21 protein-coding genes are annotated in these 16089 nt (G+C 54.1%); 16 read left to right on the top strand and 5 right to left on the bottom strand.

Going from position 1 to position 16089, the window contains the following annotated elements; all coding sequences use genetic code 11:
* Positions 1–156 precede the first annotated feature (156 nt).
* A complete protein-coding gene (locus tag MW898_RS19825) occupies positions 157–672 on the bottom strand; it encodes a luciferase domain-containing protein (protein WP_248910044.1) in 516 nt (171 codons plus the stop codon).
* Between the two features lie 175 nt (positions 673–847).
* Positions 848–1477 carry a helix-turn-helix domain-containing protein gene (locus MW898_RS19820; RefSeq protein ID WP_248910043.1) on the bottom strand — a complete coding sequence of 210 codons (630 nt, stop codon included), beginning with the start codon at positions 1475–1477 and terminating at the stop codon, positions 848–850.
* Positions 1478–1824: 347 nt separating this feature from the next.
* Here MW898_RS19820 and MW898_RS19815 point away from each other — a divergent pair, with 347 nt between their 5' ends.
* Together MW898_RS19815 and MW898_RS19810 are read left to right on the top strand one after the other, a co-directional pair.
* Positions 1825–2214: a high-potential iron-sulfur protein gene (locus tag MW898_RS19815; protein WP_248910042.1), complete on the top strand. Its 390-nt coding sequence runs from the start codon at positions 1825–1827 to the stop codon at positions 2212–2214.
* A gap of 211 nt (positions 2215–2425) precedes the next feature.
* Positions 2426–2746: a hypothetical protein gene (locus MW898_RS19810; protein ID WP_248910041.1), complete on the top strand. Its 321-nt coding sequence runs from the start codon at positions 2426–2428 to the stop codon at positions 2744–2746.
* A gap of 308 nt (positions 2747–3054) precedes the next feature.
* Here the strand turns inward: MW898_RS19810 and MW898_RS19805 are convergent, their stop codons facing one another.
* Entirely contained in the window at positions 3055–3591 is a 537-nt protein-coding gene (locus MW898_RS19805) for a universal stress protein (RefSeq protein WP_248910040.1), read from the bottom strand.
* 226 nt (positions 3592–3817) lie between these two features.
* A complete protein-coding gene (locus MW898_RS19800; protein WP_248910039.1) occupies positions 3818–4591 on the bottom strand; it encodes an SDR family NAD(P)-dependent oxidoreductase in 774 nt (257 codons plus the stop codon).
* 208 nt (positions 4592–4799) lie between these two features.
* On the opposite strand from MW898_RS19800, the gene MW898_RS19795 reads away from it, so the two are divergent.
* The 4 genes from MW898_RS19795 (at position 4800) to MW898_RS19780 (ending at position 8341) form a co-directional block, all read left to right on the top strand.
* A complete protein-coding gene (locus MW898_RS19795; protein ID WP_248910038.1) occupies positions 4800–5219 on the top strand; it encodes a hypothetical protein in 420 nt (139 codons plus the stop codon).
* A 246-nt stretch (positions 5220–5465) separates the two neighbouring features.
* Positions 5466–6527: an ABC transporter ATP-binding protein gene (locus tag MW898_RS19790; protein WP_248910037.1), complete on the top strand. Its 1062-nt coding sequence runs from the start codon at positions 5466–5468 to the stop codon at positions 6525–6527.
* Positions 6524–7360, top strand: a complete 837-nt coding sequence (locus MW898_RS19785) for an ABC transporter permease (protein ID WP_248910036.1) — start codon at positions 6524–6526, stop codon at positions 7358–7360. Before MW898_RS19790 ends, MW898_RS19785 begins: the two co-directional genes overlap by 4 nt.
* Before the next feature lie 24 nt (positions 7361–7384).
* The gene (locus tag MW898_RS19780; RefSeq protein ID WP_248910035.1) at positions 7385–8341 is read left to right on the top strand and encodes a thioredoxin domain-containing protein; all 957 of its coding nucleotides are present in this window, start codon (positions 7385–7387) and stop codon (positions 8339–8341) included.
* 343 nt (positions 8342–8684) lie between these two features.
* Here MW898_RS19780 and MW898_RS19775 read toward each other — a convergent pair whose 3' ends face one another.
* On the bottom strand, positions 8685–8855 hold the full coding sequence (locus MW898_RS19775; RefSeq protein WP_248910034.1) for a hypothetical protein: 171 nt from the start codon (positions 8853–8855) through the stop codon (positions 8685–8687).
* A gap of 112 nt (positions 8856–8967) precedes the next feature.
* Between MW898_RS19775 and MW898_RS19770 the strand changes: the two genes are divergently transcribed.
* The 10 genes from MW898_RS19770 (at position 8968) to MW898_RS19725 (ending at position 15921) form a co-directional block, all read left to right on the top strand.
* Positions 8968–9438, top strand: a complete 471-nt coding sequence (locus MW898_RS19770; protein WP_248910033.1) for an SRPBCC domain-containing protein — start codon at positions 8968–8970, stop codon at positions 9436–9438.
* Between the two features lie 2 nt (positions 9439–9440).
* Positions 9441–10031 carry a dihydrofolate reductase family protein gene (locus MW898_RS19765; RefSeq protein ID WP_248910032.1) on the top strand — a complete coding sequence of 197 codons (591 nt, stop codon included), beginning with the start codon at positions 9441–9443 and terminating at the stop codon, positions 10029–10031.
* Positions 10028–10591, top strand: coding sequence for a dihydrofolate reductase family protein (locus MW898_RS19760; RefSeq protein WP_248910031.1), 564 nt, complete (start codon positions 10028–10030; stop codon positions 10589–10591). Before MW898_RS19765 ends, MW898_RS19760 begins: the two co-directional genes overlap by 4 nt.
* Entirely contained in the window at positions 10588–10845 is a 258-nt protein-coding gene (locus tag MW898_RS19755; protein ID WP_248910030.1) for an SRPBCC domain-containing protein, read from the top strand. Before MW898_RS19760 ends, MW898_RS19755 begins: the two co-directional genes overlap by 4 nt.
* Positions 10842–11294 carry an SRPBCC family protein gene (locus MW898_RS19750; protein WP_248910029.1) on the top strand — a complete coding sequence of 151 codons (453 nt, stop codon included), beginning with the start codon at positions 10842–10844 and terminating at the stop codon, positions 11292–11294. Before MW898_RS19755 ends, MW898_RS19750 begins: the two co-directional genes overlap by 4 nt.
* Positions 11291–11959, top strand: coding sequence for a dihydrofolate reductase family protein (locus MW898_RS19745; protein WP_248910028.1), 669 nt, complete (start codon positions 11291–11293; stop codon positions 11957–11959). The genes MW898_RS19750 and MW898_RS19745 overlap by 4 nt, the downstream gene beginning before the upstream one ends.
* Positions 11956–12129: a hypothetical protein gene (locus MW898_RS19740; protein ID WP_248910027.1), complete on the top strand. Its 174-nt coding sequence runs from the start codon at positions 11956–11958 to the stop codon at positions 12127–12129. The genes MW898_RS19745 and MW898_RS19740 overlap by 4 nt, the downstream gene beginning before the upstream one ends.
* Entirely contained in the window at positions 12126–12875 is a 750-nt protein-coding gene (locus MW898_RS19735; RefSeq protein ID WP_248910026.1) for an SDR family NAD(P)-dependent oxidoreductase, read from the top strand. Before MW898_RS19740 ends, MW898_RS19735 begins: the two co-directional genes overlap by 4 nt.
* A gap of 364 nt (positions 12876–13239) precedes the next feature.
* On the top strand, positions 13240–14574 hold the full coding sequence (locus tag MW898_RS19730) for a sulfatase family protein (RefSeq protein WP_248910025.1): 1335 nt from the start codon (positions 13240–13242) through the stop codon (positions 14572–14574).
* Positions 14575–14904: 330 nt separating this feature from the next.
* Positions 14905–15921: a transcription initiation factor IIB gene (locus MW898_RS19725; RefSeq protein WP_248910024.1), complete on the top strand. Its 1017-nt coding sequence runs from the start codon at positions 14905–14907 to the stop codon at positions 15919–15921.
* The last annotated feature ends 168 nt before the right edge of the window (positions 15922–16089 follow it).

The following is a 16089-nucleotide window of genomic DNA, read 5'->3' as shown; positions in this document are numbered from 1 at the left end:
CAGTGAGGTTTCACGGACGAATTGGACGACCTACGACTGATGCGTCGAGATAGGAGCTGAACCACCGCAAAACAGTAGAAATTCGCAGAGGGTTTTTCGTTCTGGAATACTCACAGGAGAGCCGACGAGACGTCACCTTGTTCGGAGGAGTTCGGTTCACTCAACACTGATGAGTCCCGTGACGACTGTGTGTAGTTCGTCACTAAGTTGTAATTTCGAAATTTCAGCCGCTACATCGAGATCCATGATCTCAACTTGCTCGTCAGTATCAGTCTCTCTATCGAGACTGCTCACGTGATACAGATATGAGAGCCGGAGCAAGAAGACTGCCTGTTCGATGTCATCCTCGGATTCGAGAGCAAAGGTCGTCGCGCGTTCGGGAACCACGTGATGTTTCTCGGTGTGGCCCTCCACAAGCAACTGCTCACGAAGCGATTGCGGATAGCTGATATCCACCAGCCCCCACGGATGCTGATGTACGTGTCCGATCTCACTCTGTCGCCGGGCTTCGTCCGGCTGTCCGATCTGAAACGTCGTCGAGTTGAATTGGCCCTTTCCGACCACGACCGCTGGCCACGACGACACTGTTGTGATGACCTGTTCAACCAACGAATCGATCTGTCGGTTCTCGCTAGCTGTCGGTGTTGTTGACGTGTGTTCGTTCTCGGTCATTAATACTCTGTATCAAAGAGAGGAGCGCACGGATCGTAGTCATTTACACGAACATATTCACGCAATCGAACGAAACGAATCTCCGAATAAAACCCCAAATCCGCGAGACGGTATCGTGATGTGAGTATACGAGACAGTTGGTGTTGTGTGTAGACATATAGCGTGACTGCCCGGTTTAGTCGATCGATTCTGCGAAGAATTCCTTGACAATCGTCTCTTCGGCGTTGTGGAGAACGACGCTTGCAGTCGATTTGCTGACATCCAGTACGTCTGCGAGATCAGTGAGTGAACACGTGCGCGGGGTATCGTAGTATCCTTGCTCCAGTGCTTCAGTCATGAACCGGCGTTGACGATCTGTCAAGAGATCGGTTGGAGAGGTTGATTGATTGACAGACACGACTTCATACGTGAGACCCGTTGCATCCAATTCGTCTCTGAGTTGCGAGAGTCGTTTGTGTGAGGTGGTTATCTGCGAAATCACCCATCCGTTTCGGATGGTCAGGGGAAAGCGCGGCAGGTTCTCCGAGTTGAGCACAGCTCGAAGTGGCGGTGGGACGAATGGGACCGAGTACTGAATCAGTAATGTTTCTTCATCAGCGTGTAGCAGGTCATAAGAGGGTAACCAAGGTGCTTCGTCGATGTCTCGAATGAGAGCTTCGATATCGGATGTCTGGATTTCGAGAATCACCAGCAGCCCATCCGCTGTCGGGTGGCCAGCCAGAATACGGAACTCATCGTCCGGATGCTGAGCCGAGAGGGCGGCTGGTCCGCCGGGGATTTTGGCTTTCAGTTGTGCTTTGGGCATATGCGGCCTATTTGACGGCCGAATGTATCCATGTACTCACGAACATGTTCGAATTAACAGCCATAGCACTAATTCACCCAGCAGGACAATGAATGCAGCGACCCAATACTCTCGGTGGCAATCATTGATTGATCTGTTCGGTGCGGAACAGGACACTTCTTCCTACATTCTATTATTGTGATTTCGTTCGACATGAACGTACATAGAGAGGGTTCGGTCGATCATCTGGTCAGTAGCACAATTTCCTGTGTACAGTACTTGTATTACATCTAGCATATGACAGTCGTCATATGAATACGAACATGTTAGAGTGAATGTCCATATCCATTCCTCGCTCACTCTCCGGTGTGAAATCATCCGATACCAGAACACATCAGGCCGCAGCCGACTCGACTGCACAGCCGAACCGTACAAGTGAGACTCCGTACACACAAAGGTCAGCACGGAACGATGAATCGCTGACTACCCGAGAGTCGGATTCGGCACAGACAGGAACAGCTCGGCGTCGATTCCTGCAGCTCGTGGGGAGCGTGAGTCTACTTGGCGTTGCTGGCTGTAGTAGTGACCTCGGTAAGTCATCGAAAGAGCAAGTAAGCTATCAAGATGTTCCTAAGGGAAACCAGCAGTGTTCAAATTGCCAGTATTACACCTCATCGGAAGCCGGCGAAGGCACGTGTAGCCGCGTGCAGGGAGATATTGCACCAGAGGCGTGGTGCAATATTTACGCAGAAGGATAAACTGGCCGATGATCAGCGCCATCCCAGACAGCGAAACTACGGACGGACTGGTTGAACGCGATGAGCGCTCGAGACGGAATTCGTTCTACCGCTACTCGAATAACCCGACACGGAACTCACTGGCAGGGATCTGGACAAAAATCGCGGGCAATACAACTCAGTCATCGTTGAGAAGGATGCAGACTAGAAATCTAGCGGGATAAGTGTAACCATGCCGCCAAAAACACGTGAGAGCAAGACGGAGGATCCACCTTCTCCGTTATACCGTGAGAACAATCGGCCGGATGATAGCCAGCGAATAGATACACATCACCATCAGTCATCGAAAACGAATCACCGTCCTCGGACGGGAAGCCGATCGTTCCGACTCGGAATAGGGACCGGGGCAATACTTATCGTAGTGGGAGCAGCGCTCTTACTCGTCCTGAGCTTACCAGGGAAATTCCTTCCGGCATCGATTGGGAGCCTTGGGGTGATGCTACTAGCGCTGGGGACGCTCGGTATCGGGGTGTCTGGAACCCGATCTGTGTGACGATCCGTTCACGCAGCCCAGCCCCATGGTTAAGTGCTACTGTAACAACTGAACGGAAGTCGTATACATAGTACGCTGATGCCGTTCATCATATTATTTTCTCACATCTTCAGAACTTATCGATTGATGCAATCAATCCTGATTCTGAATCGAATGATTCGAACCAATACATAAAGATCACTTCCGGTATGTCTGCTAGACATGCTCTCATGCAGACAGTGTAGAATGACGATGAGCTGATGTTGATCGAATTGAGCCCGAAGAGCGGCGACAGTACGTGCAAATCCGGAGACTATTCAGATGAATCACTATCCTGGCTCGGAGATACATTCCTGTTTTCGTACCGCGTGAACGAGTTCACACTGAGGGGAATCTGAGCTAGCCGTCCCATTTGTGGTAATCACTGGAATGGAAACTGCTTGATGTATGTAGGCAAATGCACGACCGAGGAACGATCGTTGCGGGGTCATCTGCTCGTGTGTATGCATGACAATGCAGTCGATCGAGTTCGTTGCAATGTAATCGAGAAGCGCCTCGTGTGGCACACCATGAAGTGCATCAACTGTGGATTCGTGCCTCCAGTGTTGACTCGCCGTCTGGACGGACGCGGGATTCGGAGGATGGTCTCCGAATCGTGCACGTTCGTTGAGGCCACCTGTGTCGGTCTGAATGATTACGCCCGAGTCGAGACATTCAAGAACATCGATTCGAAGTACCACAGTCTCGGGTGCTCCAACGAAGACGAGACTCCATTCTGCAACCCGCTTTGCTTTCTCACTCCCGTCTGTGAGTACGAGTACTGTCTCGGATTGAGGGACGGACTGCTGCTCACTGCTGAATAGCATTGTTGAGTTATGACTCCTAGAGCACCTCTCTGTTTCTACGAACATGTTAAAACAGATTACTGTGGCGGGAGCACTCTAATATTCCAACTCATCTGATCGATGTCGATTTCGGATATAGTACTTAGACTCATCAGCATTCGAAAACATAACTTCATTAAACTAGTCTATTCATTTTGGTTATAGTACCGATGCACAACACGAGCATCCCGCCGTAGCCTCACGTGTATTATCGCTGTAGATTCAGACCCCCCGTCACGGGAATAATCGCTCCGTTGATGTTGCCGTTGGTCTCGGATCCGAGAAATACAATCAGGTCGGCGACGTCCTCTGGGATCGTGATGTGTTTCGACGGTGTCTGCTCTGCGATTGTCTCACGATTCGATTGGGGAATCTGTTCGAGATTTTTTTCAGTTAATACCATACCGGGCATTACCACGTTTGAGAGAATTCCTGTCTCGCCGAGCTCCGTTGCAAGTACACGCGTCAACCCGTGGATACCAGCTTTGGCTGTCGCATAGGGTGCCATATTTGCCGATCCGATTTCGGCTGAGCTCGATGAGACATTGATAATTCGTCCCCAGTCGGCGTCCCGCATGGCTGGTAAGGTTGTTTGGACAGTGCGGAAAACTCCATCCTGAATGCCATGAACGATGCGCTGGTACTTCTCAAGCGATAGTTCTTCGACCGGTGTGGGGATCAAGCCCGACGGGACAGCGTTGTTTACGAGTACGTTGATCGTCCCCCAGTGATCGACTACCGCCTGCACCGCTGTGTCAATTGACTCGGGACTAGTCATGTTGTATTGTACGACGAACGCCTCCCCACCTGCCTCACGCACGCGGTCAGCAGCTTCCTCTGCGCCATCCTGATTAGTGTGATATGTAATCGCCACCCGGGCCTGTTTTCGTCCGAAAGCGATGGCTGTCATCCGCCCGATTCCGGAGGAACTCCCCGTAACCAGCACAACGCGATCCTGTAGATTCATTGTATTCTGCGTCATCATCCGCAGGTCGGCTCGGTGGTCACACTAATATTCACTCGAACATGTTTCGGTCATCATACTATGCAGAATTCATTTCCATTTACCGACACAATCACCTCTCACGAACCGAGTCTTCGCTGGCTGATCCCCCGTGAACATGTTAGAGTGAACTGCCATCGTATGTGCCCGTCTTGGTATTCTCACAATGGTGACTACCTATACTCTGATGGATATTCTGCACGTACTGGTCGCAGGCGTATGGGCTGGCTGGACCGTGTTCATGGCTGTACTCGTTGTTCCAGCGGCCCGTGACGGTCGCCTCCGTGCAGACGCACTCAGTTGGCTGACGGGCCGGTTCACTCGGTTCTCGCAGATAGCCCCAATCGTCATGCTCCTGACTGGTGGATACATGGCGAGTCAAGGAGCCATCACCGAGGCACCGCTGAACTCCTTGCAGGGTCAACTCGTGATGACGATGATTGTCCTCTGGCTTGTCCTTTCGGGTCTAAGTAATGTGGCGAGTCGACGGCTTCTCGCAAGTGTCGAATCGAGTGGTGTCGAACCCGCAGCACGCAGCACTGCGATGATATTCTATGTTGCGGGCGGTGTCGCCCTTGCGCTGTTACTCGTCGGTGGATGGTTGTAGAAAAGATAATGGGGAATATTTTCACCTCTCTTTGAAAAAAGACAGCTCCGTACGACCACCGTCGAACTCGGCGACACAGCTGTGGATAGCAGCACCGTCGCAGTCAGTGAATGATTATCTCGGACAGCACGTGGCTCTGTTGCCACCTGATTGGGTCAGTGCGGATAGTGATTGCATAGTGGTGGAATCAGTTCTGCGAATATATTCGAGTGAACACCCACAGTGCGTGCTCCCGTACTGAGCGACATGGGCACACCGGCACAGAGCTACCACCGCACAATCGAGAACGATCACACCCGATCACTAGCCATTGAGGCGACCAACCTCGGGCTGACGTACTCGAACGGCACTGAGGCAGTAACGGATATCAGCCTTGAGATACCAACCGGTGAAGTCTTTGGTTTTCTCGGGGCGAACGGCGCAGGCAAGACTACGACCATCAAGATGCTCACGACGCTGCTCCAGCCAACGGCGGGGCAGGTCACGGTCAACGGATACGACATTCGCACGGAATCCACCGCTGTTCGTGAATCGATCGGTTACATGGCACAGGAGACGAGTATCGACCCATCACTCACTGTCCGCGAGAACCTCCGCTTCGCCTGCCGTGCCTACGGTGTTCCGTCTGCTGAGCGTGCAGCTCAGATCGACGATCTCCTTGCCCTCGTCGACCTCAGTGCCAAGACAGACGACCGTGCTCGGACGCTCTCGGGTGGACAAAAAAAGCGTCTCGACGCGACAATGGCACTCGTTCACAAGCCCCCGATCATCTTCCTCGATGAGCCGACGACGGGTCTCGATCCGCAGGCACGTACTCGTCTCTGGGAATATTTCCGCACAATCAATCGCCGAGGAACGACCATCTTCCTTACCACTCAGTACTTAGAGGAAGCGGACGCGCTCTGTTCCGATCTCGCAGTTATTTTCGACGGCGAAATCGTCGCCAGCGGCGCACCCACAGATCTCAAAGCTCAGGTCGGTGGTGATGTCCTTGAGATAACGCTTGCTGATCAGAGTGACACAGCCGTCGAACACGCCAAAGCGGTTATTGAGGGGTCTGAGGTAATGGATGAAATTGAGACTGTCCAACCGACCGAGGACGGACTCAGCGTGACGTCCGCTCATGCCCGTCGAATTGGGATTGACCTCCTTGTGGGGCTCACAGAAGTAGGTATCACGATCACTGGATTCAATATTCGCTCACCAACGCTCGACGATGTCTTCCTCGCACTGACAGACGAGGGGGTTTCTGACCCTCGAGATGAAAACCTCCGTTCGTTCAGCTATCACACGAAGGAACGACAATGACGTCATCCACTCGACCCAAGAACGAGCTCAAGCAATCCCCAGCAAAGACAAGCAGTAATGGCTTTCTAAGCGATGTTTGGACGAACTTCCTGCGTTGGAATCTGAAAAAGCTACGCGAGCCATTTGTTCTCGTCTTCGCACTAGTGGAACCACTTGTCTTCCTCGTGCTGTTCAGTCAGGTGTTTGGACAGCTTGCGGGGCCGGCCGTGCCGGACGGTGACTACTTGGCGTATCTCGTCCCTGCGATCATTATCCTCAGCGCGCTGATCACAGCGGCTGGTTCGGGGACAGGATTCGTCCAAGATATTGAGTCCGGAATGTTCGAGAAGACGCTCGTCTCGCCGATGAGTCGGACAGCTGTGTTCTGTGGAAAAGTCCTCTCGGATCTCCTATTGATCATGGTGCCCACCCTATTCGTGTTGAGTCTCGGATATGTGGCTGGAACACCGGTAACGACTGGTCTCCTTGGTATTGGTGGCATTCTGGGCGTGGCGCTCGTGTTCTCAGTCTGGTTCATGTCGTTCTCGAACATCCTCGGTGTCGTGACTGGTAGCACCCGCGTGACAGGCATCGTGACAAACCTCGTGCAGTTGCCATTACTATTTGCAAGCACAGCGTTCGTTCCGGTGGACGCGCTCCCGGGCTGGCTCCAGATTGTAAGCGCGGGAAATCCGATCACGTACGGAGTGAATGCTGCCCGGACGATCATGCTATCCGGCTGGGACTGGAGTGTCATTGGCCCGTCACTCGGCATCCTCGGCGTGCTCGATCTCGTGCTTGGTGGGATCGCCGTGTACGTCCTCACCCGTGCATCGAGTACGGCTGTCTGGTAGATTGTTGACTGCGGTGACTTGTTCATGTCATCGGTCACGGGGGTCGGTCTGGAACCGCTTTGTCGACAGCCAGCAATGATCGAACATGTTCGAGCGCACAACTACAACACAAGCACCCGTCTCTCCGCTATGGATTCATCAACGACTGACACAGAACAGACCGACCAGCACTCCCGACGGGCTGAAACCGAGCCAGATTCCGCTTCAGCAGAATCGTCTACGGATTCGCTTGCTGTCATTGCTGATTCCACGTACTCGAAAGCACAGTTTATCGAACCAACAACGCTTGGCTACATTCATATCGGTGCAGAAGTGCAGCCTTCGACGCTGCCGATCACGCTATTCCCTCCCAGTGCCGAGAAGGCTACCCTCCTAGAGAAGCTGAAACAGCAGACCCAGCAACTCGAAGAACTCGAAACAGTCGAGACAGCTACTGTCTTCAAAGCCGTTACGATGCCACCATTCCACCGATTTCCATATATCAAAGATCACATAGATTCGCTTCGTTTAGCACAATTCGACATTGCGATCCTCATTGAAACGAAGTCGCCTGCGGTTGTCCCCGATGTACGAGACACCACAGCCTACCAAACGCTCGTGGATACAATCCAGAGTGAGGCTACACAGATGCACGTCATGGCTGCACGTAACAAAAAGCGCATCGATACAGTCAACAAGGCACGTGATGGACTATTCATCTTCAATCACTTCGTCGCTGACGATCCAGAGGTACTACTGGAGCTATTCGATCACTTGGCAGGGGGATACGTGGCCGAAACAGGACTCGACAACTCGACGTTACTCGTTCCCCTTGATGAGGAAAAAGCAGACTTCGTTGCGATCAACAACGCACAATGGGACATCAGCCGATTCCGTTTCGTCTGGCGAGAAATGACGAATCCAGGCCTGCGAAAGTATGTGCAGACCCATCTCGAAGCGAATCAGGCCGGCTCCATGCCAGTCTTGTATCGGCTTGCATAACTGATCGCCATTCTCACGACACTGCTGAGAAATCCAAACACGGTTGATGCAAAAAGCGAGAGCCATTGTAGGCACGCGCGGAATGCATACGTTCCGACTGTTGATCTTGATGATGAGCGCCGGAACCAGTAGCACCAGCGGAGACAGCCCGAGTTTGGTGCACGGAGGTGCTTATCGAGAGTCGCTCTCCTCGGCTGAAACGGCAAAAGGATTTGTTTAACCGATAAGTTTAATATCTCGGCGTCAGTCTATTCAACAGGATGGTTAAACAAGTACCGGACGACCTCGATTTGGATACGGTATTTCGGGCGCTGGCCAACCCAATCCGTCGAGCTGTCCCCGATCAGGCAGCCAACAGCCCCAAGAATGTTGGCGGCCGTGCCGAGCCCCATGACGTCTCATTTGCGGCGGGTCGAAGCATCTGCACGTGCTGAAAGATGCCGGCTTCACCGAGATGAAGAAGGATGGACGGTTCGACGATCTCACCTTGGCGCCGTGCCACTGTCGGCGGCATTCGAATGGTCGACCGGGTACCGGTTCTTTTGGGCGGACCAATTCGATGCGTTGGCCAACCATCTGGAGCAAGAAAACCAATGACAGACACCACTGATACCAGGAGAAAATCGATGGACGAAGACACCGCTAACGACGACCGAAGCATTACCGTAACCCGCGTGATTGAGGCCCCACCAAGCAGAGTCTACGAAGCCTTCGTCGACCCCGACGAACTCGCCACATGGCTCCCGCCGGAGGGCTTCTCCGCCGAAGTCCACGAATTTGACGCCACAGAAGGAGAAACCTTCCGCATGTCGTTCAACGCAGACACCGAAGCGTTGGAATCGTACGCTAGCACCTTCCACGGAACATATCAGGAATTATCTCCCGGCGAGCGAATCGTCTACACCGAGGAATTCGAGAGCGACGATCCGGGAATGGCTGGTGAAATGACGACCACGATCACCTTTGAGGCGGTTCCCGACGGGACTAAAGTCACCGCTCAGCAAACAGGTATCCCCGTGAACATCCCACCTGAAAACGCCAGTGAAGGATGGGATGACTCGCTCGGGAACCTTGCTGAACTGGTCGAGGGGGCGTAACCATGAGCAAGGTAGTATTCGATACCAGCATGTCGTTAGACGGGTTCATCACCGCAGCGAATCAGAGTCAGGAGGAACCGTTGGGTGAGGGTGGACAGCAGTTGCACGCATGGATGGAGGATGATACTGGTCGTCAAATCCTCGAAGAAGCTGGCACCAACCTGGGAGCGGTCATCGCGGGCCGCAAGACGTACGACGATTCCGTCCCGTGGTGGGGATCGGATGGGCCAACCGGTCCTGCCCGCCGCCCAGTGTTCGTCGTCACACACGAAGCGCCTTCAGACGTACCTGCGGACGGCGTTTACACGTTCGTCACCGACGGCATTGAGAGCGCTCTCGAACAGGCGAAAGCAGCCGCAGGCGATCAGACTGTCAGCGTGATGGGAGGCGCGAGTATTGGCCAGCAATACATCGCGGCTGGGCTGGTTGATGAGATCGAGATTCACCTCGTGCCGGTTCTCTTCGGAAGCGGTACTCGGATGTTTGAGAATCTGGGTGACGAGCACATCCAACTGGAAATCATTGACGTGACCGAATCCGCCTCAGCAATCCACCTCCGGTTCCGTGTCAGCTTGAATGGGGACGAACCATGAGAAAACTCGTTGTCGAAAACAAGGTCACACTTGATGGCGTCTTCGATGAGCAAGCGGAGTGGCAAATGCAATTCTGGGAGGGTCCTGATAAAATGGAGCGTTATTCGAAAGACCATATCACTGCGTTCGATGCGCTGTTGCTGGGACGCGTGACCTATCAAGGGCTGGCTGCTGTCTGGCCATCCATGACGGATGACGTCGGATACGCAGACTGGATAAATAGGATCCCCAAGCACGTCGTCTCAACGACCCTGAACGAAGACGATCTTTCGTGGAATGCACAGCTAATCACAGAGAATGTCGTCGACGAAGTCATCGCGTTGAAACAGCAGTCTGGGGAGGACATTTTACTGGTTGGGAGTGGCGATCTGCTGCAGACGCTCATGGAGCACAGCCTCATCGATGAGTACCGGATCTGGGTCCATCCCGTCGTTCACGGAAGTGGAACGCAGCTCTTTACAGACGAAAGCGAGCCAACTGGTCTGAAACTCGTAGAGATGGAGACGACCGGCTCGGGTGTCGTCGTTCTCACCTACCAGCCGGCGGAGGAAAACGAATGACTGACGGCGAGCCGAATGATGGGCGAAGCATGACCGCGAGCCGAGTCATCGAGGTGTCACCCGAGCGGGCCTACGAGGCGGTCACAAACTCCGACAAGATGACGACCACGGTCACCTTCGAGGCAGTTCCCGACGTGACCGAGGTCACCGTCCGACAGGAAGACGTCCCAGAGGCCACTCCCCCGATCGACGCTAACGAGGGATGGATCGCCCCCCTCGAAAACCTCGCGGGTCTAGTTGAGGGAGCGCAATGATGATCGAAACGACCGAGACGAGCCTCACGATCCGCCGGACGTTCGACGCGCCACGCGAGCGCGTCTTCCGGGCGTTTACGGAGCGCGGGGAACTGGAGGAGTGGTTCGCTCCCGCACCGGGTGACGTGAGGACCGAGATCCAGACCTTCGCTCCCGAACCCGACGGTGAACGCTCGATCCGCTTTCACACGGACGACGGATGGTTCGGAAGTGACGGTGCGTTCGAGGAGATCGTCGAGAACGAACGAATCGTCTACACGGATCGGTGGGCCAACTTCCAGGAAACTGAGGTCGACAGCCGCGTCGGCGTCGAGTTCTCCGACGCCGGGGACGGCACCGAGATTGTTCTCACTCACGAGCAACTCCCGAACATCGATTCCGTCGGAGGTGCCGCGATGGGCTGGGAGAACTCTCTCGGAACTCTAGATGAGGTGCTCGCGGAACCATGACCGAAGGAAATCGAACGAGCGACGACCAGACGGAAACGACGCCGGGAACACTCGTCGTTGGAACGTTCCTCACGCTCGATGGCGTGATGCAGGCCCCGGGCGATCCCGACGAGGATCGGGACGGTGGTTTCGAATTCGGTGGGTGGGTTGTAAACTACTGGAATGACCAGATGCAGGAGGTGTTGAACGACCAGTTCGCCGAGGTCGACTCACTGCTGCTTGGTCGAAAGACGTACGAGATTTTCGCTGCACATTGGCCGAACGTCGATACGGAGGATGATCCCGTTGGGACGAAACTGAACAGCATGCCAAAGCACGTCGTCTCCAGAACCCTCGACGCGGTGGAGTGGAACAACTCGTCGCTCCTCTCGGGAGACGTCGCCGAGGCCGTAGCGAACCTCAAGGAGGATCACGAGGACGTGATTCTGGTGCAGGGAAGCCAGAATCTGATTCAGACGCTGCTCGCCGACGATCTGGTCGACGCATTTTGGATCTGGGTCGTACCTCTGGTACTGGGTGAAGGGAAGCGCCTGTTCGGAGACGGAACCGTCCCGACGGGCCTCGAATTGACGTACGCGGATACGTCGAGCACAGGGGTTCAACTGCTCCGCTACGAGCGGGCAGGCGAGATCGACTACGGATCGTTCGCGCTGGAGGAACCATGACTCGGTTGATACACGCCGACGCTGAATCCCCACTTCCGTGGGGGAGAGCGATGACGGCCGACTCGACCGATGAAGCTGAGATCGAGACCACCGAAATGAACCTGATCAATCTACGAACAATCGAGGCGTCACCAGAGTTCCCCCGAGATCAAGGGAGGGGATCGACATGATGCTAGATGGAAAGGTTGCCGTGATCTACGGTGCAGGCGGGTCGATCGGCGGTGCTGTTGCCCGCACCTTTGCGCAGGAAGGAGCAAGGGTCTTTCTCGCCGGACGCACCGGAGCAACGATCGAGAAGGTCGCCGAAGACATTCGTTTGCATGGCGGCGAAGCAGACACCGCCATCGTGGACGCCCTCGATGAGAAGGCTGTCGACGAGTTTGTCGACAGAGTGGTCGAGGAGACAGGACGCATTGATGTCTCGTTCAACCTCATCTCATATGGGGACGTCCAAGAGCCGCTGATGGACATATCGGTTGAGGACTTTACTCACCCGATCACGACTGCGACTCGAACACAGTTTCTGACGACCAAAGCAGCCGCGCGGCACATGATTGCGCAAGAATCCGGAGTAATTCTGACGTTCGGCGGTGGGGGTCCCCAGACACCCCCTGGACTGGGGGGGCTCAAAGTTTCACTCGACGCGTTAGAAAGTCTTCGTCGACAATGGACAGTCGAACTCGGACCGCACGGCATTCGTGTGGTCACATTGAAGACGGGGGGCGTCCTCGAGACGATTCCGAACGATCTCCCTGGACGCGACGAGATCGTCGCCAAGACCGAAGCAGATGCCATGCTGAATCGGACGGCAACGCTGGCTGATGTGGGCGACGTCGCAGCCTTCGTGGCCTCGGATCGGGCGCGTACTATCACCGGCACGGAGGTGAACGTCTCGTGTGGCGCGATGTTAGACTAAGCTGTTTCGAGAGAACTGTTCGGCGAACCAGCCTCCGGTTATCATTAGTCGTTCTCGCTGGCACCGTGGCCCGATTTGTTTGAGCGAGAGCGACATTCACAATTGCATTTCGACATTTCTATTTCGGGGAACGTGAACGTCAAACGACCGTACCGCTGCCGTGGCATTCAGGAATCGTTGCTGGGAGGTAATACATCATCCACCGAAATAATAATATCGAATCTATTATATGATAACTTGGTATACTTCTTGTCCTTCTGGGCGAGAATCCCTTTGCACACGGCAGAATTGAGACTGATATGATAATACCCACCACGAATTGGCCAGCAGCGATGTTAACCGTCCAACACCTTTGTCTAGAGTAATGGCCACTCCAAATATTCTCCTCATCCACTGCCACGATCTTGGTCGATATCTCGGCTGCTACGGGCAGACTGTCGACACTCCACATATCGATGCCCTCGCCGACGATGGCATTCGCTTCGATAACCACTACACGACAGCGCCGCAGTGTTCACCGAGCCGAGGGAGTCTGCTTACCGGTCGGTATCCTCACGTCAACGGGCTGATGGGGCTGGCCCATGAGCCGTGGGAGCTACATTCTGACGAGATCCTTATGCCGGAATATCTCAACGAATGTGGATACAGTACACACCTGTTCGGTCTCCAGCACGTCACCGACGACCTTGACCGCCTTGGGTTCGATCACATTCATTCGAGCGGCAGTCTTTCGCCGGCAGTTTCTCCTGCAATCCACGAGATCAATCGGGCACGTGATGTTGCTGAGACGCTGGAAGTCTTTTTCGAAAAAGATACATTTGAACCTCCGTTTTTTGCTTCGGTTGGCGTTTTCGAAGTCCATCGCAGACAGAATAATGGGTTACATGAGTTCACAGATACGACGTACGAACCTGCCAATCCTACCGAAATCGAACCGCTACCGTATCTTCCCGACGGACCCGGTATCAGAGAGGACATAGCAGCGATGCACGGAATGATTCAGGCGCTCGATGCCGCAGTAGGAACGATTACAACCGCGCTCGATGCGGCCGGCCACGCCAAAGAAACACTTCTCATTTTCACGACTGAGCATGGGATAGCCTTTCCCCGAGCGAAGGGATCGTGTTATGATCCTGGAATCGAAGCTGCACTATTACTGCGGTGGCCAGACATGATCAAGGGAGGCCAACGGTGTGATGAACTCGTGAGCAATGTCGATGTCTTACCAACGTTGCTTGATCTCCTCGGTAAATCCGTTCCGGATCGAATCGACGGACAGAGTTTCCTGCCGTTGTTAACTGATGAGAAGTACTACCCTCGCGACCAATTGTTTGCTGAAATAACATGGCACGACCGATACAATCCTGTCCGAGCGATCAGAACAAATCAGTACAAATACATTCGCAGCTTCTGGCATCTACCATCGACCTATCTGACAGGCGATGTCTTTGCGAGCAAAGCTGGCCGGGACGTTCGCGAACAACTTCAGGCAGAACGCCGTCCCTACGAGGAGCTGTACGACCTTACCGCCGATCCGTACGAGCAGATCAACGTGGCCGCCGATCCTGAGTTTGAGCATATCCGTAAACAGCTTCGGGGACGATTAGTGCGGTGGATGGAAAGAACGGACGATCCATTGCTCGATGGGCCAGTCCCGCCTGCCGATTATGAGGAACTCCTCCCCAACCAGACGAAATAACCCTCACGCTGTTTACAGTCGCCAGTAACGCAGCATGTTCGTATCGACACACCATAACGAGGTAAAACGTACGAGTAAAAGTGTCCAATGAACAAGCTACCCCAGTGACGATCAACTAAACGTCAGTCGGCTACGTATCGAAATGTCGTCACATTGTTCGGGTCTGAATAGTTTCTCGACATCCAAATACACGCACACACGAGTTTGCTGTCGCTGGCCGAAGGTTTACCCGTGTATTCGGTCTTTCTAGTGATGAGGAGCTTGACGTTGGAGAGCTACTTTGTCTACATTCTTTCTACTCAAGAGTTGAGCTTCGCCCCTCCTAAGACAATGACACGCATCAGAACTGATCCTGACCGACAGCGAACAGACACAGTAGACACAGCAGAGAGAACATCACCGAACGAGTCACCTGCAACAACAGAGAACGCAGCATCGGAACGCGGCACGCAGATATGTCCTGAGTGTGAGGGACGCCTCATCACCGATGACGAGCACGGGGAAACTGTATGTTCCGAGTGTGGTCTCGTTGTCGAGGACGACGAGATTGATTTGGGACCAGAGTGGCGAGCGTTCAATCCAAGCGAGAAAGAGGAAAAAAGCCGCGTCGGTGCGCCAACCACCACGATGATGCACGACAAGGGACTGTCATCGAACATCGGTTGGCAAGACAGGGATGCTTACGGTAATGCCTTGAGTTCGCGCAAGCGCCAGCAGATGCAGCGTCTTCGAAAGTGGGATGAACGCTTTCGCACCCGCGACTCCAAAGAACGCAACCTGAAACAAGCACTCGGTGAGATCGAGCGCATGGCCAGCGCGCTCGGGTTACCGAAAACCGTCCGCGAGACTGCGAGTGTTATCTACCGGCGGGCACTCGCTGAGGATCTCTTGCCCGGTCGGAGCATCGAGGGTGTTGCGACAGCTGCCCTCTATGCCGCTGCGCGCCAGACTGATACGCCGCGTAGTCTCGACGAAGTCGCCGCCGTTTCACGGATCGGCGCGATGGAATTCAATCGAACCTATCGGTATATCGTCCGAGAGCTGCATCTCGAAATGAAACCAGCCGATCCAGTCAGCTACGTCGGCCGCTTCGCCTCGGAACTCGACATCTCGGACGAGGCCGAACACCGCGCCCGTGAGCTGCTCGAAACAGCCAAGCACGATAACGTCACGAGCGGAAAAAGCCCCGTCGGCCTCGCTGCCGCTGCGGTCTATGCCGCTCCACGCCTCACCAATGAGAAAGTTACTCAGAGCGAGGTCAGCGATGCCACGGACATCAGTGAAGTTACTATCCGAAATCGATACAAAGAGCTACTCAAAGCAGAGAAGCAAGCTCAAACTGTCTGATGATCTACTTTTATACAGTTATTGATTCGCTGATGGTCCTTTTTGTGCATAACAGCTGTGTGATGTAGCCCTCGACATACGTGTTCGACCGCGAGAACGGGATGTTTCACACGAGAGAATCGGTCACGTCGTAGACTAGCAAACATCCAACCCATGCCACGAGGATTG

The sequence above is a fragment of the Halocatena marina genome (assembly GCF_023276375.1).
GTDB classification, from domain to species: domain Archaea; phylum Halobacteriota; class Halobacteria; order Halobacteriales; family Haloarculaceae; genus Halocatena; species Halocatena marina.
Note: the sequence above shows the minus strand (reverse complement) of the source record. Positions and strands in the feature narration are given on the sequence as shown.